General features: G+C 69.4%; 9 protein-coding genes and 2 rRNA genes. 4 read left to right on the plus strand and 7 right to left on the minus strand.

Going from position 1 to position 20,170, the window contains the following annotated elements; translation table 11 throughout:
• Positions 1–108: 108 nt before the first annotated feature.
• The 4 genes from ACKUU6_RS10545 to ACKUU6_RS10560 all read right to left on the minus strand — a co-directional run bounded on the left by ACKUU6_RS10545 (position 109) and on the right by ACKUU6_RS10560 (position 9,347).
• Positions 109–969: a helix-turn-helix domain-containing protein gene (locus tag ACKUU6_RS10545; protein ID WP_407988238.1), complete on the minus strand. Its 861-nt coding sequence runs from the start codon at positions 967–969 to the stop codon at positions 109–111.
• A gap of 208 nt (positions 970–1,177) precedes the next feature.
• Entirely contained in the window at positions 1,178–3,838 is a 2,661-nt protein-coding gene (locus ACKUU6_RS10550; RefSeq protein WP_407988239.1) for a DNA translocase FtsK, read from the minus strand.
• Between the two features lie 143 nt (positions 3,839–3,981).
• Positions 3,982–4,602: a response regulator gene (locus ACKUU6_RS10555; RefSeq protein WP_407992089.1), complete on the minus strand. Its 621-nt coding sequence runs from the start codon at positions 4,600–4,602 to the stop codon at positions 3,982–3,984.
• A 248-nt stretch (positions 4,603–4,850) separates the two neighbouring features.
• Positions 4,851–9,347 carry a HAMP domain-containing protein gene (locus ACKUU6_RS10560; RefSeq protein WP_407992090.1) on the minus strand — a complete coding sequence of 1,499 codons (4,497 nt, stop codon included), beginning with the start codon at positions 9,345–9,347 and terminating at the stop codon, positions 4,851–4,853.
• Positions 9,348–9,878: 531 nt separating this feature from the next.
• Here ACKUU6_RS10560 and ACKUU6_RS10565 point away from each other — a divergent pair.
• From ACKUU6_RS10565 to ACKUU6_RS10580, 4 genes are all read left to right on the plus strand, one after another.
• Positions 9,879–12,416 carry a SpoIIE family protein phosphatase gene (locus tag ACKUU6_RS10565; protein WP_407988240.1) on the plus strand — a complete coding sequence of 846 codons (2,538 nt, stop codon included), beginning with the start codon at positions 9,879–9,881 and terminating at the stop codon, positions 12,414–12,416.
• A gap of 289 nt (positions 12,417–12,705) precedes the next feature.
• Entirely contained in the window at positions 12,706–13,260 is a 555-nt protein-coding gene (locus ACKUU6_RS10570) for a GPR1/FUN34/YaaH family transporter (RefSeq protein WP_407988241.1), read from the plus strand.
• A 169-nt stretch (positions 13,261–13,429) separates the two neighbouring features.
• The gene (locus ACKUU6_RS10575) at positions 13,430–15,073 is read left to right on the plus strand and encodes a sensor histidine kinase (RefSeq protein ID WP_407988242.1); all 1,644 of its coding nucleotides are present in this window, start codon (positions 13,430–13,432) and stop codon (positions 15,071–15,073) included.
• Positions 15,074–15,097: 24 nt separating this feature from the next.
• Positions 15,098–15,796: a response regulator gene (locus tag ACKUU6_RS10580; protein WP_407988243.1), complete on the plus strand. Its 699-nt coding sequence runs from the start codon at positions 15,098–15,100 to the stop codon at positions 15,794–15,796.
• 4 nt (positions 15,797–15,800) lie between these two features.
• On the opposite strand, the gene ACKUU6_RS10585 is transcribed toward ACKUU6_RS10580, so the two are convergent.
• From ACKUU6_RS10585 to ACKUU6_RS10595, 3 genes are all read right to left on the minus strand, one after another.
• A complete protein-coding gene (locus ACKUU6_RS10585; RefSeq protein ID WP_407988244.1) occupies positions 15,801–16,631 on the minus strand; it encodes a phosphatase PAP2 family protein in 831 nt (276 codons plus the stop codon).
• Between the two features lie 62 nt (positions 16,632–16,693).
• Positions 16,694–16,810 (minus strand): 5S ribosomal RNA (rrf, locus tag ACKUU6_RS10590).
• Between the two features lie 84 nt (positions 16,811–16,894).
• Positions 16,895–20,016: ribosomal RNA gene (locus ACKUU6_RS10595) — 23S ribosomal RNA — on the minus strand.
• Between the last annotated feature and the right edge of the window lie 154 nt (positions 20,017–20,170).

The following is a 20,170-nucleotide window of genomic DNA, read 5'->3' on the forward strand; positions in this document are numbered from 1 at the left end:
CAAGGTTAACGCGCGGCCCCCGGTGCCGTTCGCCCCGGAGTCCGCGCGCCCCGGATCAAGGACGGATTGTTGTGAACGGGACGGGCTCGGGCCCTGTCCGGACAGGCCCTAGCCCGCCTGCGGGTCGCCCGGGGTGTACGTGAGGTGCTTCACCTGGCCGTCCTGGCCCGCCGGGCCGAGGTCCTTGCCGTTGACGTAGACGTGCACCGCGCCCGCGTTGCCGATCACCAGCTTGACCTGCTTGGGGTCGGTGAAGGTCTGCGCCTCGCCCTGCTGCAGGTTGTTCTGGAAGAGCGACTTCCCGCCGCCGTCGGTCGCGGTGACCCAGCTGGTGCCGCCCTCGGCGACCAGCTTCACGGTGACCTTGTCGGCCGGGGCGGCCGCGATCGCCTGGACGCTCGGCGCGGGGGCCGGGGGCTGCACCGAGGGCGAGACCGGGGCCGTGGCGCTGGGCAGCGGGGCGCTGGCCGAGCCTGCCGTGGTGACGGTCTTCTCGCCGGAGAACAGGTTGAAGCCGATCAGCGCGACCACCGCGACGATCGCGGCCACCATGGCGGCCGTCCAGTTAGGGCGGCGGTGGTCGGTGACCTTGATCGGGCCGGTGTCCAGCAGCTGGGTGGGCCGCTTCGTCGCCGGGGCGCCGCCGTGCGCGGCGTCGTACTGGGCGACCAGCGCCTCGCCGTCCACCCCGACCGCCTTGGCGAACGCCCGGATGTGGCCCCGGGCGTAGAAGTCGCCACCGCAGCGGGAGTAGTCGTCCTCCTCGATGGCGTGCAGGATCGGCACCCGGACCCGGGTCTCGGTGCTGACCTGATCGATAGTCAGCCCGGCCCGCCGTCGGGCCTCTGCGAGCACCCGGCCGATCGCGGGCAGCTCGACGACCGGCTCCGGGGCGGCGGGTGGTGCGGCCGGGGAGTCGGGTGCGGAGGACCGGCGGTTGTCGCGGGGCGAGGACTTGCCGATGGTCACTGGGCGCGCCTTTCGAGCGTTGGCCACCTGCCTGAGAAGACAGTCTAGGGGCGGGCCGGGAGGCTTTCTCAAGCGGAGTAGGCCCGAACGTGCGGCACCGCCCACCCGCCCTGACACCGGGTCAGCCGGACCGGGGTGCCGTGTCAGGTGGGACGTACCCGTTCGGCCGATGGTTCCCTTCCTCCGAACGAGTGAGGAGGGGTCGACGTCACCCCCGCAGCGTCACCAGTACGGCGTCGAGTTCGTCCGGCGTGACCAGCACGTCCCGGGCCTTCGAACCCTCACTCGGGCCGACGATACCGCGCGACTCCATCAGGTCCATCAGCCGACCCGCCTTGGCGAAGCCGACCCGCAGCTTGCGCTGGAGCATCGAGGTGGAGCCGAACTGGGTGGAGACCACCAGCTCGACCGCCTGGATCAGCAGGTCGAGGTCGTCGCCGATCTCCTCGTCGACCTCCTTCTTCGGACCGCCGCCGACCACCACGTCCTCGCGGTAACGCGCCGTCAGCTGGTCCTTGCAGTGCTGGACCACCCGGGCGATCTCCGCCTCGGTGACGAAGGCACCCTGCATCCGGACCGGTTTGGAGGCACCCATCGGCAGGAACAGCGCGTCACCCTTGCCGATCAGCTTCTCCGCGCCGGGCTGGTCCAGGATGACGCGGGAGTCCATCATCGCGGAGGTCGCGAAGGCCAGCCTGGACGGCACGTTGGCCTTGATCAGACCGGTCACCACGTCCACCGAGGGCCGCTGGGTGGCCAGCACCAGGTGGATGCCGGCCGCCCGGGCCAGCTGGGTGATCCGGACCACCGAGTCCTCGACGTCACGCGGCGCGACCATCATCAGGTCGGCCAGCTCGTCGACGATCACCAGCAGGTACGGGTAGGGCGTCAACTCCCGCTCGCTGCCGAGCGGCGGCTGCAGGCTGCCGGACCTGACGGCCGCGTTGAAGTCGTCCACGTGCCGGAAGCCGAACGCCGCCAGGTCGTCATAGCGCATGTCCATCTCACGCACGACCCACTGCAGCGCCTCGGCCGCCTTCTTCGGGTTGGTGATGATCGGCGTGATCAGGTGCGGGATGCCCTCGTACGCGGTCAGCTCGACCCGCTTGGGGTCGACCAGCACCATCCGCACCTCGTCCGGGGTGGAGCGCACCAGGACCGAGGTGATCAGGCAGTTGATGCAGGAGGACTTGCCCGCGCCGGTGGCACCGGCGACCAGGATGTGCGGCATCTTCGCCAGGTTGGCCATCACGGTGTGGCCCTCGACGTCCTTGCCCATGCCGACCATCAGCGGGTGCATGTCCTCGGCGGCGGTGCGCGAGCGCAACAGGTCACCGAGGTTGACCATCTCGCGGTCGCGGTTCGGGATCTCCACGCCGACCGCCGACTTGCCGGGGATCGGGCTGATGATCCGGACGTCCGCGCTGGCCACCGCGTAGGCGATGTTCTTGGCCAATGCGGTGATCCGCTCCACCTTGACCGCCGGGCCGAGCTCGACCTCGTACCGGGTGACCGTCGGGCCCCGGGTGAAGCCGGTGACCTTGGCGTCCACCTTGAACTCGGTGAACACACCGCTGAGCTGGGCCACCACCTCGTCGTTCAGCGGACTGCGGGCCTTGCCGGGCGCGCCACGCTCCAGCAGGTCCAGCGAGGGCAGCACGTACGTGATGTCGCCGGCCAGCTGGAGCTGCTCCATCCGCGCCGGGGCGGGCCCGTGGGAGTCCGGGGCGTCGGAGGCGCGGGCGGTCGGGACGGCCGCCGCGGCGGAGCCGCTCGTCCACGGTTCCTCGGGCGGGGCGGTGTTGTCCTTGACCTGGTGCAGCATGCTCGCCACCGCCGGGGAGGCGGGCACGCCGTAGGTCAGCGCACCGTCCAGGTCGGCGGCCACCCCGGCCGCGATGTCCCTGGTCTGGTACGGGTCCTGGTCCTCCGTCAGCGGCTCGGGGGCCGGCTCGTCGAGCTTCTTGCGCCGACGGCGGCGCCGGGCGCCGATCTCGTCCTCGGGGCCCTCCACGGTGTACGGCAGCGCGTCCGGGTCGGCATCCTCGGGCGGGGCGGAGGAGTACTCGCGCTCGTGCTCCGGGGTCTCCAGGTCCTCCGGGCCCTCGATCACGCCGAGCTTCCGGCCCAGCCCGCGCAGCCGCTCGGGGATCCTGTTGACCGGGGTCGCGGTCACCACCAGCAGACCGAAGAAGGCCACCAGCAGCAGCAGCGGGACCGCCAACGGCGGCCCGGCGGCGGCCATCATCGGCGTGGAGGCGGCCCACCCGACGATCCCGCCGGCCGTCCGCATCCTGGTCGCCCCGCTGCCCATGCTCGGTGCGCCGCAGCCGATGTGCACCAGGCCCAGTACCCCGACCACCAGCGCGCTCAGCCCGACCGCGATCCGGCCGTTGGCCTCCGGGAGGCCGGGATGCCGCATCAGCCGGACGGCTACCGCCGCCGCCAGGAACGGCACCAGCACGTCGACCCGCCCGAACAGTCCGGACACCACGGCCGTGGCCGCCTCGCCGAGCCACCCCTGCGGACTGAACCACGTCCCCGCGGCGGTCACCAACGCGAGCGCGAGCAGAAGCAGGGCGACGCCGTCCTTGCGGTGCTCCGGGGGCAGGTTCTTGGCGCCGTCACCGAAGCCGCGGAAGGTCGCGCCGACGGCGTGCGCGAGGCCGAGCCAGACGGCGCGTACGGCGCGGAAGAGTATCGGCTTCGGCGGCGGGGCGGCGGGCGGGCGGGCGGCGGCCTTCTTGGCCGGGGCCCTCTTCGCTGCCGGGGCCACCGCCTTCTTCGCGAGCGCCTTCTTGGCCGGGGCCTTCTTGGCCGGCCCGGGCTTCGGGGTGCGCGCTGCCGCGCCGGGCGTACGTGTGGCCATGGGACAGCACCCTACCGGGGCCGGACCGCACTGGACATGTGAGCGACTCTCCCGGTGTGTCCGCCCGGGCTCCTGACGCACCCTCAGGGCGCGGGCGCCGTTCCGCGCGCCCCACCGCCCGACCGGCTACCTGCCGCGGAGGGTCAACCGGAGCCGGGACGCAGCGCGTCGAGGGCCTTGCGCAGCCCCGAGAGCTTCCGCTCCAGGTTGGCCGCCGTGGCGGCCGCTGCCGCGTCGGTCGTGCCGTCGAGCTGCTTGACCAGCGCCTCGGCCTGCTCCTCCACTGCGGCCAGCCGGGCGGAGAGCTCGCCGAGCACCGGCGTCTCGCCCGCCTCCAGCTGGAGCCGGAGCAGGGCGGCCTGCTCCTTGAGCTGGCAGTTCTTGACGTACAGGTCGACGAAGACCGAGACCTTGGCCCGCAGCACCCAGGGGTCGAAGGGCTTGGAGATGTAGTCGACCGCGCCGGCCGCGTAGCCGCGGAAGGTGTGGTGCGGCCCGTGGTTGATCGCGGTCAGGAAGATGATCGGGATGTCCCGCGTCCGCTCCCGCCGCTTGATGTGCGAGGCGGTCTCGAAGCCGTCCATGCCGGGCATCTGGACATCCAGCAGGATCACCGCGAAGTCGTCGGTGAGCAGCGCCTTGAGCGCCTCCTCGCCGGACGAGGCGCGGACCAGCGTCTGGTCGAGTGCGGAGAGGATCGCCTCGAGCGCCAGCAGGTTCTCCGGCCGGTCGTCGACCAGGAGGATCTTCGCTTTCTGCACCACGACCCGCCCTCCTGCCGGTTGTCTGCCGATGACGGCCGCCTTCGCGCCGCCCACCACTGCCCCGGTCATGCTAGCCGCACCCCCTCGCCTGCCACGTCGCTCCCGGCGATCGGCAGCGCGACAGTGCCCAAACACACAGCAGCACCGGTGCACGACGTCACCGTTCGGTCACTGTTCGCAACGATGCGCGACCTTACCCGGTTCCCGTCCGAACCCGCCAGTGGGGCGGGAGAGCGCGCCCCCGGCGGTTACCTGCCCTTGGCGGCAGGCAGCCAGTGGCGCATCACCGCCAGCAGGTGGTCGGTCTCGACCGGTTTGGTCACATGGTCGTTCGCACCCGCCTCCAGGCTCTTCTCCTTGTCGCCCTTCATCGCCTTGGCGGTGAGCGCGATGATCGGCAGCCCCGCGTACTGCGGCATCCGGCGGATCGCCTCGGTGGTCGCGTAGCCGTCCATCTCCGGCATCATGATGTCCATCAGCACCAGCGCCACGTTCTCGTGCTGCTCCAGCACCTCGATTCCCTCGCGGCCGTTCTCCGCGTACAGCACGGTCAGGCCGTACTGCTCCAGCACGCTGGTGAGCGCGAAGACGTTGCGGATGTCGTCGTCCACGATCAGCACCTGCTCGCCGGCGAACCGGCCCTGGAACTGCGCGGGCACCGTGCCGACCAGCTCCTGACGGGGCGTCGGCTCGGGCTCCTGGGCGGCGGCCCGGCGGCGTTCGGCCGCGCCGCGGCGGCGGACCTCGGCCAGTTCGCGGACCTCCTGGGCCCAGTGCTCGGCCGGGTTCTCACCGATCGGGACGGGCGTGCCGACCGGGGTGACCGCGATGGTGGCCCGGACCGGCAGCAGCGGGCGGTCCTGGCCCGGGGCGTCCGGCGCCTCGCTGCGCAGCGGCAGGTAGAGGGTGAAGGTGGAGCCCTCGCCGAGCACGCTCTCGGCGTGGATCTCGCCGCCGAGCAGCCGGGCGATCTCCCGGCTGATCGAGAGCCCGAGGCCCGTACCGCCGTACTTGCGGCTGGTGCCGCCGTCGGCCTGCTTGAACGCCTCGAAGATCTCCCGGAGCTTGTTGCCCGGGATGCCGATGCCGGTGTCGGAGACCGAGAAGGCGATCAGCGGCTCGTCCGGGTCGCTGATCACGCCGTTCTCCAGCAGCTGCTCCCTGACGTGCAGCGGTACGCCGCCGTCGGCCCGGCGGATCCGCAGCTCGACCGCGCCGCTGTCGGTGAACTTGACCGCGTTGGAGAGCAGGTTGCGCAGCACCTGCTGGAGCCGCTGCTCGTCGGTGTGCAGGGTAACCGGCAGATCGGGCGAGACCACCACCGCGAAGTCCAGGTTCTTGTCGGCGGTGAGCGGCCGGAACGCCGCCTCCACGTAGTCGACCAGCTGGACCAGCGCGATCTTGGCCGGGCGGACGTCCATCTTGCCCGCCTCGACCTTGGACAGGTCGAGGATGTCGTTGATCAGCTGGAGCAGGTCGGAGCCGGCGCCGTGGATGGTCTCGGCGAACTCGACCTGCTTGGACGAGAGGTTGCCCTCGTTGTTGTCGGAGAGCAGCTTGGCGAGGATCAGCAGCGAGTTGAGCGGGGTGCGCAGCTCGTGCGACATGTTGGCGAGGAACTCGCTCTTGTAGCGCGAGGCGAGGGCGAGCTGCTCGGCGCGCTCCTCCAGGACCTGACGCGCCTCCTCGATCTCGCTGTTCTTGATCTCGATGTCCCGGTTCTGCTGGGCGAGTTGCTCGGCCTTCTCCTGGAGCTCCTCGTTGGTCCGCTCCAGCTCCTCCTGGCGGGCCTCCAACTCGGCCGAGCGCATGGAGAGTTCGGCGGTGAGGCGCTGGGACTCCAGCAGCAGGCCCTCGGTCTTGGTGTTGACGCTGATGGTGTTGACGGTGACGCCGATCAGGTCGGCGATCTGGTTCAGGAAGTCGATGGCGACGGTGGTGAAGGAGGAGAAGGTGGCCAGCTCGATCACGCCGAGCAGCCGGCCCTCGAACAGCACCGGCAGCACCACCACGTGGGCCGGGCTGGCCTCGCCCAGTCCGGAGGCGATCTTCAGGTAGCCGGGCGGGGTCTCCTTGAGCATGATCGAGCGCTTCTCCACCGCCGCCTGGCCGACCAGGCCCTCACCGGGGCGGAAGGTGGTCGGCATCGAGCGGCGCTGGTAGCCGTAACTGCCGATCAGGCGCAGCACGGTGTCGTTCTCGTCGTCGTCCTCGGTGATCAGCTCGGCGGTCCGGCCGGCCGGCTGGGCCAGGAAGAAGGCGCCGTGCTGGGCCGAGACCACCGGGGTGAGCTCGGTCATGATCAGCGCGGCGACCGCCTCCAGGTCGCGGCGGCCCTGGAGCAGACCGGAGATCCGGGCCAGGTTGGTCTTCAGCCAGTCCTGTTCCTGGTTGGTCCTGGTGGTCTCGCGCAGGTTGGCGATCATCTGGTTGATGTTGTCCTTGAGCTCGTCGAGCTCTCCGGACGCGTCCACGTCGATCCGCAGGCTGAGGTCACCACGGGTCACCGCGGTGGCCACCTGGGCGATAGCCCGGACCTGGCGGGTCAGGTTGTTGGCGAGTTCGTTCACCGACTCGGTGAGGTCCTGCCAGGTGCCGTCCACGCCGGGGACGCGGGCCTGGCCGCCGAGCCGTCCGTCGGTGCCCACCTCACGGGCCACCCGGGTGACCTCGTCGGCGAAGGCGCCGAGTTGGTCGACCATGATGTTGATGCTGGTCTTGAGTTCGAGGATCTCGCCCCGGGCGTCCACGTCGATCTTCTGCGACAGGTCGCCGCGCGCCACGGCGGTGATGACCAGGGCGATGTTCCGGACCTGTCCGGTCAGGTTGTTGGCCATCTGGTTGACGTTGTCGGTCAGGTCCTTCCAGATCCCGGCCACGCCCGGTACGCCGGCCTGCCCGCCGAGGATGCCGTCGGTGCCCACCTCGCGGGCTACGCGGGTCACCTCGACGGCGAACGCCGAGAGTTGGTCCACCATCGTGTTCAAGGTGCCCGCCAGCGCGGCGACTTCGCCCTGGGCCTCGATGGTGATCTTCTTGGAAAGGTCACCCCGGGCCACCGCGGTGGCCACCTCCGCGATGTTCCGCACCTGCGAAGTCAGGTTCGAGGCCATGAAGTTGACGTTGTCGGTGAGGTCCCGCCAGATGCCGGAGACCCCGCTCACCCTGGCCTGACCGCCGAGGATGCCCTCGGTGCCCACCTCGCGGGCCACCCGGGTCACCTCGTCCGCGAAGGCACTCAGCTGGTCGACCATGGTGTTGACGGTGAGCACCAGCTCGCGGATCTCGCCGCGCGCGTCGACGGTGATCTTCTTGGAGACGTCGCCGCGCGCCACCGCGGTGGTGACCTCGGCGATGTTGCGCACCTGCGAGGTCAGGTTGTTGGCCATCAGGTTGACGCTGTTGGTCAGGTCCTTCCAGGTGCCGGAGACCCCGGGCACGCTGGCCTGACCGCCGAGGATGCCCTCGGTGCCGACGTCCCGGGCCACCCTGGTCACCTCGTCGGCGAAAGCGCCGAGCTGGTCGACCATCGTGTTGATGGTGTTCTTCAGCTCCAGGATCTCGCCCCGGGCGTCCACCTTGATCTTCTGCGACAGGTCGCCCTTGGCGACGGCCGTGGTGACCTGGGCGATGTTCCGCACCTGGGAGGTGAGGTTGTTGGCCATCGAGTTGACGTTCTCGGTCAGGTCCTTCCAGACCCCGGCCACTCCGGGCACCTGGGCCTGACCGCCGAGGATGCCCTCCGTACCGACGGCGCGGGCCACCCGGGTGACCTGCTCGGCGAAGCCGGAGAGCTGGTCGACCATCGTGTTGATGGTGTTCTTCAGCTCCAGGATCTCGCCCCGGGCGTCGACCTCGATCTTGCGCGAGAGATCGCCCTTGGCCACCGCGGTGGTCACCTCGGCGATGTTGCGCACCTGGGCGGTCAGGTTGTTGGCCATGAAGTTGACCGACTCGGTCAGGTCCCGCCAGGTGCCGTCCACGCCAGGCACCTGGGCCTGGCCGCCGAGCCGTCCCTCGGTGCCCACGTCACGGGCCACCCTGGTCACCTGGGCGGCGAACGAGTTGAGCTGGTCCACCATCGTGTTCACGGTGTTCTTCAGCTCGAGCATCTCGCCCGCGACATCCACCGTGACCTTGTGCGAGAGGTCGCCCTTGGCCACCGCGGTGGTCACCTCGGCGATGTTGCGTACCTGGGCGGTCAGCCGGCCGGCCATGGTGTTGACCGAGTCCGCCAGGTCCTTCCAGCTGCCGGACATCCCGCGGACCCTGGCCTGACCGCCGAGCTTGCCCTCGGTGCCCACCTCGATGGCCACCCTGGTCACCTCGTCGGTGAACTCGGAGAGCTGGTCCACCAGCCCGTTCACCGTCCGGCCGACCTTGAGGAACTCACCGCGCAGCGGGTGGCTGGCGCCGTTGGTGTGGACCGAGCGCAGCTCCATCCGCTGGTCCAGGTCGCCCTCGGAGATCGAGGTGAGCACGCGGCCGACCTCGGCCATCGGGCGGGCCAGGTCGTCGATCAGCGCGTTGCAGTTGTCGACCGCCGCCATCCAGGCGCCCTCGCCGACCCCGCTCTCCAGCCGCTCGGAGAGCCGCCCCTCCCGGCCCACCGCCCGCCGGACCCGGGCCAGCTCACCGGTCAGGTGCTGGTTGCGCTCGGCCACCTCGTTGAAGACCGCCGCGATCTCGGCCAGCGGCCCGTCACCGGGCACCGTCAGCCGGCGGCGGAAGTTGCCGTCCCGCATCGCGGTCAGCGCGCCGAGCAGCTTGCGGAGATCGGCGGGCTCCGCTCCGCGGTTGTGGTTCGGACGCCGCCCCGAGGCGGCCCGCACCGTCGGACGGCCGCCCGGGCGGGCGGTCGTCGGGCTGGTACCGGGTACGTCCTTGGTGGCCGAACTCAACGAGGCCCTCCCACATTGTGACCGTCTCCACGCCACCCCCTTCGGGGTGACCACCGGCCCGCCGCACTCGGGGCGGACGCCGGCGCACCTCGACCGTAACCCTTCGGCCGGGTGCTGCGGACCCCCCAGTCTGACAGGACCTCCGCCGGCTGTCCGTCCCCTTGCACAGGGTCTGCACCCCGACACCGCAAACGGGCGCCCGGGGCCCCCGTCGGTCGAGTGGCCAGAATCACCCGCAGGTGCCGCATTCCACCCAGCGGCCCCACGGAGGGGCCCCCGGAAAGTAGGGTGGGACGCTGCACCGACCCAGGGACGCCCGACCCAGGGCAGATCCGACCGGGTGGGTGCCTTCGGATCTGATGGGAGACGTGGGCCGTGGTCACCGCGCGCGCAGCCGCCACCTTCGAGCCGGTCGGCAGGTCGGCCGCAGCGGCGCGCGGTTTCGTCCGCGACGCGCTGCTCGGCTGGGGCCTGCCCGAGGTCGTCGACGACGCCGTCGTGCTGGTCAGCGAACTGGTCACGAACGCCGTGGTGCACGCCGGTACGGCCGCCGAGGTCTGCTGCCTGCGCGAGGAGGAGACGATCCGGATCGAGGTGACGGACCGCCACCCCGAGCGCGGCCTGCCCGCCTTCGCCAACGTCCCCGTGCAGGGCTCCGACCGCTACGGCGACCCGGACAGCGAGGGCGGCCGGGGCCTGCTGATGTGTTCCGCCATCTCCAGCTGCTGGGGCGTCGAGCACTCCGCCGGGCAGAAGACGGTCTGGTTCCGCCTCGCCCTCCCCGAGCACATCATCGGCACCCGGTACGCACTGCCCGCCCTGCCCGGCAGCGAACTCCCCGGCACCGGTGGGCCGGTCCTGGTGGCCGTGGTCCAGGTCGACGACCAGGGCCTGGTCAGTGCCTGGAACCAGGACGCCGAGGCGCTCTTCCGGCTCCCCGCCGAGCAGGCGGTCGGCCGGCCCTGGTCCACGTACGTGGTCTGGCCGCCGGACGGCCCGCAGCTGGCCGAGACGCTCCGGCTGGCCCGCTGGGAGGGCGGCTTCTCGCTCCGGGCGGACGGTCAGCAGCCCGAGGTCTACGCGGTGCAGGTCCGGGTCAGGGACACCCACGGCGTCCCGTCCACGCTCTGCCTGCTGGTGCCCGAGAGCGACCGGGCGGTGCTCCGCTCCCCCGCGACCGGCACCGAGACCCCGGTCGGCGTCGAGCCGCTCGACCTGCTGGTCGGGCACATCGGGCCGGACGACCTCGGCGGCCTGCTGCAGCGGATCGTCGAGCGGGCCCGGGACCTGCTGGACGCGGATGCCGCGTACCTGCTGCTCACCACCGACGACGAGACCGAGTTCGAACTGCGGGCCGCCACCGGTCTGCCGGGCGCGAGCCGTCGGCACGAGCCGATCCCGGTCGACTTCGGGGCCGGGCGGTACGACTCGGCCCGGCTGCCCGCCGTGCACGAGGACCTCGCAGTGCGGCCCAACGTCGCACCGGTGCTGGCCGGTTCGGGCCTGCGCTCGCTGATCACCGTCCCGCTCAAGGTGGACGGCCGGCTGACCGGCTCGCTCGGGGTGGCCGCCGCCGGTCCCGGCCGGTACGACAACGAGGACGCGCTGCGGCTGCAGTTCGCCGCCGACCGGGTCGCGCTCGCGCTGGAGAGTGCCCGGCTGACCGAGCTCGAGCGGTTGCGACGCGGTTCGCTCTCCTTCCTGGTTGAGGCCTCCGACCTGCTCGCGGGCACCCTCGAACACGGCCAGACGCTGGCCCTGATGGCGCAGATGGCGGTGCCCACACTGGCCTCGTGGTGCGCCGTCTACACCACCCACGACGCCGGTGCCGACCTGGCCTTCGTGCTGCACCAGGACGAGGACCGGATCGACCCGCTGCGCGCGCTGCTCGACAAGACCCCGGCGCCGGAGGCCGGCCCCGACAACGGCGTCCGGTTCTGGACCGCGCCGGTCGAGACCGCCCGGCAGAGCGGGCTGACGGACAGTCCGGAGCTGGCCGGGCTGCTCGGCGAGACCGTGGTGCTCCCGCTGGCTGCCCGGAACCGGGTGATCGGCCTGCTGGTGCTCGGCGTCTCCACCGGCCTGCGGTTCCGGCAGGAGATGCTGGAGCTGGCCGAGGACCTGTCCCGCCGGGCCGCCCTGGCGCTGGACAACTCCCGGCTCTACTCCGAGCGCACTGCCACCAGCCAGGCGTTCCAACGAGCTCTGCTGCCACCGGAGTTGCCGAAGATCCCGGGTGTCGAGGTGGAGGTCTTCTACCAGGCCGCGGGCGAGGGCAACGAGGTCGGCGGCGACTTCTACGACATCTTCCCGATCCGCGAGGGCACCTACGGCTTCGCGATCGGCGACGTCTGCGGCACCGGACCGGAGGCCGCCGCCGTCACCGGCCTGGCCCGGCACGCCCTGCGGCTGCTGGCCCGGGAGGGCCTGGACGGCCCGCAACTGCTCGCCCGGCTCAACACCGCGATCCTGGACGAGGGCACCCGCAGCCGCTTCCTCACCCTGCTCTACGGCGAGTTGACGCCCCAGTCGGACGGCAGCACCGAACTCTCCCTGGTCTGCGCCGGGCACCCGCTGCCGCTGCGGCTGACCACCGACGGCCGGGTGGACCCGGCCGCGACCCCGCAGCCGCTGCTCGGCGTGATGGACGAACTCGAGCTGGTGGCGGAGCAGTTCACGCTGTACCCGGGCGAGGTCCTGCTCTGTGTCACCGACGGCGTCACCGAACGTCGGGAGGGCCAGCGGATGTTGGGCGACGACGGGCTGGCCGCCGTACTCACCGGCTGCACCGGCCTGACCGCCGGGGCGGTCGCCGCCCGGGTGCAGCGGGCGGTCGAGCGGTTCGCCGCCGAGCCGCCGTCGGACGACATGGCCATCCTCACCCTGCGGATCCCGGAGCAGCGGACGGGCTGATCCGTCCGCCTCGCCCACGCCTCCGACGGTCGTCACCGTACATCTGACGAGCCGACAAATTGTGGGATTCACAAGGGTACAAGCGCACTCACGCCGGGTACACCGATCTCACCGGGGAACACCCCGGAGGGGACCGACCGGCAGCTCCGACCTGCCGGTTCATCACTCAGCCGCAGCCGCCCGCACCGTGGGACCGTCCCTGGTTCCGTGCGCCCCCGGCCGGCACGCGCACCCACCTTCACGCACACTCCTGCCGCGTTCGCGGCGCCCAGAGTGAAAGGAGCCTCCGGTGAGCAACGAAGCTACCGGGGCGAACGCCCGATCCGCCGATGCCGGCAACCTCGGCTACCTGGCCCTCGGTCTGACCCTTCTCGCGTACGGCATCCTCGGCACCGGGGTCCTCTCCGGCACCGGAATCAAGGACGCCGCCTCAGTCGCCCACCTGGTCGGCGGGCTGACCCTGTTCGTCGCCGGCCTCTGGCAGCTGCGCAGCGGCGACGGCTTCACCGGCACCGCCTTCACCGGCCTCGGCGCCTTCTGGGCGACCTGGTCGGCAGCAGGCGGCGCGAGCAAGAACGCCGCCGGGCTGTTCCTGCTGCTCTGGGCCCTGCTCGCGCTGAGCCTGACTCTGGCCGCCTGGAACTCCGGGCTGCTCGGCCGGCTCGTCTACGGGCTGTTCACCCTCTCGCTGGTGGTCAGCGCGCTCGGCGTGCTGACCAGCACCTCGAGCCTGGGCAAGGCGGGCGGCTGGCTGGCCGCAGTGGCCGGTCTGGCCGCCTGGTACTCGGCCACCGCCTCGCTCACCGAGAGCGGCTGGGGACGGGCGCTGCTGCCGACCAAGTAGGCGCCCCCGGGCGTCGGTTCACCACCTGAGCACCGCAGCCGGGCCGCCCGCCCCACCGGGCGGCCCGGCTGCGGCCGTACCCGTCGCGGGCAGGCACCGCGCGCCGGGTCATCCGATCGGCCGCAGCGGACAACCGGAGCCACTGATTCCGCTCCGGCACAATCGACAGATGCGCTTCGTACCGTTGCTGCCCGCCGACCGCCCGGCCGCCTCCGCTCCCGGACGCTCGCTGCTGGAGGCGGCGCTCGGTGGCGTGGTGCTCCTGGTCACCTTCGCGGCACTGCGCAGTGTCGGGCTCTCCGGCACCTTCGACCGCGGCACCCTGTTGGTGCTCGGCGCGACGGCCCTCGTCCTGGCCCTGACCAGGCACCGGTTCCCCGACGCCGCACTGCTCGGCCTGGCCATCCTGGTCGGCGTGCTGCCCAGCGCGGCGATGCTGACCGCGATCGTCAGCTACACCACTTCCCGCCGGGTCGGCCGGGCCTGGCGGCGCGACCTGCTGCTGGTCACCGCCGCACTGCTCCCCCTGCTGGTCAGCGAAGTCCGGCTGGACTACTGGCAGGGCGGACGCTGGCAGTACGCCCTCGCCCAGGGCGGGGTGCTGGCGGTCGTCGCGGTCCTGATCCCCGGCCTGGTCGGCACCGCCGCCGGGCAGCAGGACCAGCTGGTCGGCGCACTGCGGGAACGGACGGCGGCCGCCGAGCGGGCCAAGCGCTCCGCCGAGAGCGAGTCCCGGATCCAGGAGCGGTCCAGGATCGCCGCCGAAATGCACGACCTGGTCGGCCACCGCCTCAGCCTGATCTCGCTGCACGCCGGCGGCCTGGAACTCGCCCTCGACCGCCAGGCACCCCAGCTCAGCGGAGAGGCCGAACAGCTCCGGCAGGCCAGCCGGGACGCGATGGACGAGCTGCGTCAGGTGCTCGGCGTGCTCGGCCCGCTCGGCCGGGACACCGGCACGGACGCGCTCACCGACGCCACCGGGACCAGGGCCGACATCCTGGCCCTCGTGGAGGAGTCGCGCGCGGCCGGCGTCCCGGTCTCGTTCGACTGGCAGGGCGAGGACCTGGCCGAGGTCAGGCCCCAGGTCAGGAGGGCCGTCAACCGGGTGGTCAGGGAGGCGCTCACCAACGTGCACCGGTACGCGCTCGGCGCCGCCGTCGACGTGACGGTGAGCCAGCTACCCGGCAGCGTCGAGGTCGTGGTGGTCAACGGCGCACCGCCTGTCCCGCCGACCGTCACCACCGGGCTCGGCAGCGGCCGCGGCCTCGACGGCCTGCGGGAACGGGTGGCGGTCCTGGGCGGCCGGCTCACCGTCGGCCCGGTCGCGGGCGGCGGGTTCGAGATCCGCGCCATCCTCCCCACCGACCCGCACCCCGCCGGGGCCAGGGCCGACCAAGCCACCGGAGACGGCCCGGCACCGCTCATCCTGGTGCCGGAGGCCGGCGGACGGCTCCGCCGGCAGCTCGCCAGCACGGTGTCGGCCGCCCTCGGCCTGGCCGGGCTCGGGGTGATCCTGCTGCTCGGCCTCGGCCTGGTCCAGCAGACCCGCCCGTACGACGGCCCACCGCCGGTCAGCGCCGTGCACACCGGCATGTCCAGGAGTCAGGTCACCTCGGTGGTCGGCCCTGACAGCACCGCCGTCCGCTCCGCCGCCGCGGGCCGGGAACCGGCCCGGCCGAGCGGCAGCACCGACTGCCTGTATCCGTACGCCACCCGGACCACGGAGAGCGACCGGCTGGAGGTCACCAGGTACTGTTTCAAAAGTGATGTTCTGTCCGAAATCACCAGTTTCACCACCCCCCTGGCGCCCTGACCACCGATCGACCGGGAGCTGCGCATGACCGATGACAGCGGTGAGCCCACCACCCCGATCCGGGTCCTCCTGGCCGATGACGAGCCCGGCATCCGGGCCGGTCTGCGGCTGGTCCTCCAGCACGCCGAGGACATCACCGTGGTGGCCGAGGCCGCCAACGGCGCCGAGGCCGTCGCCGAGGCGGCCCGCACCCCGGTCGACGTGGCCCTGGTCGATATCCGGATGCCCGTCCTGGACGGCCTGGCCGCGATCGATCAGCTGATCCGGCTCGACCCCAGGCCCGCTGTCGTCATGCTCACCACCTTCGGCGAGGAGGAGAACGTCACCCGCGCGCTGCGCGCCGGCGCCAGCGGATTCCTGCTCAAGGACGACGGCCCGCACGAACTGATCAGCGCCGTACGCGCCGCCGCCGCCGGTGACGCCGTCCTCTCCCCCGGAGTGACCGGACTGGTCGTCAAGCGGATGCTCGAAGGCGACCCTCCGGTCGGCCCGGACGACCCCGAGGCCGAGGCCGCCCACCGGATCGCCGCCCTCGACCCACCCGAGCGCGAAGCCCTCGCCCTGCTCGGCGCCGGCATGCCCAACCTGGAGATCGCCCTCCGCCTCGGCATCAGCCCCGACTCGGTGAAGACGGTCGTCGACACACTCCTGGACCGCACCGGCGCCGACACCCGCGTCCAGGCCGCACTGCTGGCCACCCGCGCCGGGCTCGTCCCCCGGTAGCTCCTCAGCCCCGCGTCCCCGCCCGGCCCCGGGCCGGGGCGGGCACGGCCTCCGGCGAGGCACGCCGCCAGCCGGAGGCCGCGTGCTGGACCAGGTAGACCACCAGCAGCAGGGCCACGGCCACCAGACCGTCGGCCCAGAAGTGGTTGGCCGTCACCACCACCACGTAGACGGTGAGCACCGGGTGCAGGACCACCAGCCATCGCCAGGGGCCCCGGGCGATCACGACCACCGCGACCGCGACGATCACGCACCAGGCCACGTGCACGGAGGGCATCGCCGAGAGCTGATCCGCCACCATCCCGCCGACGGCGCCGCCGTAGACCGACTGCCCGTACTCCGCGGCCACGTCGACGAAGCCGTTCCCCGGCAGCATCCGCGGCGGCGCCACAGGAAGGAACTGCACCAGCAGACAGGCCGCCGTGGTCAGCACCACCGTGTTCCGCAGCCACGCGTACCGCGCCCGGCGTCTGACGAACACCCAGGCGAGCAGGACGAGCATCACCCCGAAGTGCATCACCGCGTAGTAGTAGTTGGCTGCGGAGATCAGCCACGAGTGCTCCCGCGCCGACCGCTGCAGGGCGGCCTCGTCGGGCAGCCCCCAGGCGAGTTCGGTGCGATGGATCCAGTCGGCCCGGTCGAGCGCGTGGTCCGTGCTCATCACCGAGACGTGCCCGACCAGCTGCCAGAGCGTGAAGAGCGCCAGCAGCGTTCCCGCCTCCCGGCAGACCACCGCCAGTCCCGGCCGATCCACCCGCTTGGCCGCGTACGCGGCGCCGAGCAGGGCAACGGCGGTGCCGCCGGCCGTCTGCCAGGTCAGGGTCAGGTTCTGCATTGGCGAAGGTTAACGCAGAAAAGCCCCCCGGCTGATAGCCGGGGGGCTTTCTGTGAATGATTGTTCGGCGGCGTCCTACTCTCCCACAGGGTCCCCCCTGCAGTACCATCGGCGCTATGAGGCTTAGCTTCCGGGTTCGGAATGTAACCGGGCGTTTCCCTCACGCTATGACCACCGAAACACTATGAAACTGCCAACCGCACCCCACCGTGACCATGGCAGGGGGTCGTTGTTTCAGAACAACACAGTGGACGCGAGCAACTGAGGACAAGCCCTCGGCCTATTAGTACCGGTCAGCTCCACCCCTTACAGGGCTTCCACATCCGGCCTATCAACCCAGTCGTCTACTGGGAGCCTTACCCTCTCAAGGAGGTGGGAATATTCATCTCGAAGCAGGCTTCCCGCTTAGATGCTTTCAGCGGTTATCCCTCCCGAACGTAGCCAACCAGCCATGCCCTTGGCAGAACAACTGGCACACCAGAGGTTCGTCCGTCCCGGTCCTCTCGTACTAGGGACAGCCCTTCTCAATATTCCTACGCGCACAGCGGATAGGGACCGAACTGTCTCACGACGTTCTAAACCCAGCTCGCGTACCGCTTTAATGGGCGAACAGCCCAACCCTTGGGACCTACTCCAGCCCCAGGATGCGACGAGCCGACATCGAGGTGCCAAACCATCCCGTCGATATGGACTCTTGGGGAAGATCAGCCTGTTATCCCCGGGGTACCTTTTATCCGTTGAGCGACGGCGCTTCCACAAGCCACCGCCGGATCACTAGTCCCGACTTTCGTCCCTGCTCGACCCGTCGGTCTCACAGTCAAGCTCCCTTGTGCACTTACACTCAACACCTGATTGCCAACCAGGCTGAGGGAACCTTTGGGCGCCTCCGTTACTCTTTAGGAGGCAACCGCCCCAGTTAAACTACCCACCAGACACTGTCCCTGATCCGGATCACGGACCCAGGTTAGACATCCAGCACGACCAGAGTGGTATTTCAACGACGACTCCACGACAACTGGCGTTGCCGCTTCAAAGTCTCCCACCTATCCTACACAAGCCGAACCGAACACCAATATCAAGCTATAGTAAAGGTCCCGGGGTCTTTCCGTCCTGCTGCGCGAAACGAGCATCTTTACTCGTAATGCAATTTCACCGGGCCTATGGTTGAGACAGTCGAGAAGTCGTTACGCCATTCGTGCAGGTCGGAACTTACCCGACAAGGAATTTCGCTACCTTAGGATGGTTATAGTTACCACCGCCGTTTACTGGCGCTTAAGTTCTCAGCTTCGCCAACCCGAAGATTGACTAACCGGTCCCCTTAACGTTCCAGCACCGGGCAGGCGTCAGTCCGTATACATCGCCTTACGGCTTCGCACGGACCTGTGTTTTTAGTAAACAGTCGCTTCTCGCTGGTCTCTGCGGCCGGCCCCAGCTCAGAGTGCAAGACTCATCACCAGTTCCGGCCCCCCTTCTCCCGAAGTTACGGGGGCATTTTGCCGAGTTCCTTAACCATAGTTCACCCGAACGCCTCGGTATTCTCTACCTGACCACCTGAGTCGGTTTGGGGTACGGGCCGCCATGAAACTCGCTAGAGGCTTTTCTCGACAGCATAGGATCATCCACTTCACCACAATCGGCTCGGCATCAGGTCTCAGCCTTAATGAGTGACGGATTTGCCTATCACTCGGCCTACACCCTTACCCCGGGACAACCACCGCCCGGGCTGGACTACCTTCCTGCGTCACCCCATCGCTCACCTACTACCCTGTTGGGTCACCGGCTCCACCACGTCCCTTTGTCCGAAGACTCCGGGCCGGCTTCACGGGCTTAGCATTCAGAGGTTCGACGTTGGCGCTTCAAAGCGGGTACGGGAATATCAACCCGTTGTCCATCGACTACGCCTGTCGGCCTCGCCTTAGGTCCCGACTTACCCTGGGCAGATCAGCTTGACCCAGGAACCCTTGGTCAATCGGCGCAAGAGTTTCCCACTCTTGTATCGCTACTCATGCCTGCATTCTCACTCGTGAACCGTCCACAACTGGATTCCTCCGCTGCTTCACCCGGCACACGACGCTCCCCTACCCATCACAGCCCCCGTTGGGGGTATTGCTGCAATGACACGACTTCGGTGGTGTACTTGAGCCCCGCTACATTGTCGGCGCGGAATCACTTGACCAGTGAGCTATTACGCACTCTTTCAAGGGTGGCTGCTTCTAAGCCAACCTCCTGGTTGTCTCTGCGACTCCACATCCTTTCCCACTTAGCACACGCTTAGGGACCTTAGTCGGTGTTCTGGGCTGTTTCCCTCTCGACCATGGAGCTTATCCCCCACAGTCTCACTGCCACGCTCTCACTTACCGGCATTCGGAGTTTGGCTAAGGTCAGTAACCCGGTGAGGCCCATCGCCTATCCAGTGCTCTACCTCCGGCAAGAAACACGTGACGCTGCACCTAAATGCATTTCGGGGAGAACCAGCTATCACGGAGTTTGATTGGCCTTTCACCCCTAACCACAGGTCATCCCCCAGGTTTTCAACCCTGGTGGGTTCGGTCCTCCACGAAGTCTTACCTCCGCTTCAACCTGCCCATGGCTAGATCACTCCGCTTCGGGTCTTGGGCATGCAACTGTACCGCCCTATTCGGACTCGCTTTCGCTACGGCTACCCCACACGGGTTAACCTCGCTACACACCGCAAACTCGCAGGCTCATTCTTCAAAAGGCACGCAGTCACGAGACACACAGCAAGCTGCATGTCCGACGCTCCCACGGCTTGTAGGCACACGGTTTCAGGTACTATTTCACTCCGCTCCCGCGGTACTTTTCACCATTCCCTCACGGTACTATCCGCTATCGGTCACTAGGGAATATTTAGGCTTAGCGGGTGGTCCCGCCAGATTCACACGGAATTTCTCGGGCTCCGTGCTACTTGGGAGAAGCTCAAGTGAGCCGCACAGATTTCGTCTACGGGGGTCTTACCCTCTACGCCGGACCTTTCGCATGTCCTTCGACTATCCATACGGTTTCTGACTCACCGACCGGCCGGCAGACCAATCAAGAACTTTCCCACGACCCCGCTCTGGCAACCCCTGCCGGGTCTCACACCAAAACGGTTTAGCCTCATCCGGTTTCGCTCGCCACTACTCCCGGAATCACGGTTGTTTTCTCTTCCTGAGGGTACTGAGATGTTTCACTTCCCCTCGTTCCCTCCACACACCCTATGTGTTCAGGTGCGGGTGACAGCCCATGACGACTGCCGGGTTTCCCCATTCGGAAACCCCCGGATCAAAGCCTGGTTGACGGCTCCCCGGGGACTATCGTGGCCTCCCACGTCCTTCATCGGTTCCTAGTGCCAAGGCATCCACCGTGCGCCCTTAAAAACTTGGCCACAGATGCTCGCGTCCACTGTGCAGTTCTCAAACAACGACCAGACACCCACCCTCGGCACCCCTGACAGGATGTCCTCAAGTAGGACCGGCACTGAAGCAACAGCCTCACGGCCGTTCCCTCAGGACCCAACAACGTGCCCGACACACCCGCCC

Source organism: Kitasatospora sp. CMC57 (assembly GCF_045866025.2).
Lineage (GTDB): Bacteria > Actinomycetota > Actinomycetes > Streptomycetales > Streptomycetaceae > Kitasatospora.

Excerpts from the sequence above, each read along its gene's own strand:
- ACKUU6_RS10550 (WP_407988239.1), bottom strand. The coding sequence starts at position 3,838 with ATGGCCACACGTACGCCCGGCGCGGCAGCGCGCACCCCGAAGCCCGGG.
- ACKUU6_RS10560 (WP_407992090.1), bottom strand. The coding sequence starts at position 9,347 with ATGCGGGACGGCAACTTCCGCCGCCGGCTGACGGTGCCCGGTGACGGG.
- ACKUU6_RS10575 (WP_407988242.1), top strand. The coding sequence starts at position 13,430 with ATGCGCTTCGTACCGTTGCTGCCCGCCGACCGCCCGGCCGCCTCCGCT.
- ACKUU6_RS10580 (WP_407988243.1), top strand. The coding sequence starts at position 15,098 with ATGACCGATGACAGCGGTGAGCCCACCACCCCGATCCGGGTCCTCCTG.
- ACKUU6_RS10585 (WP_407988244.1), bottom strand. The coding sequence starts at position 16,631 with ATGCAGAACCTGACCCTGACCTGGCAGACGGCCGGCGGCACCGCCGTT.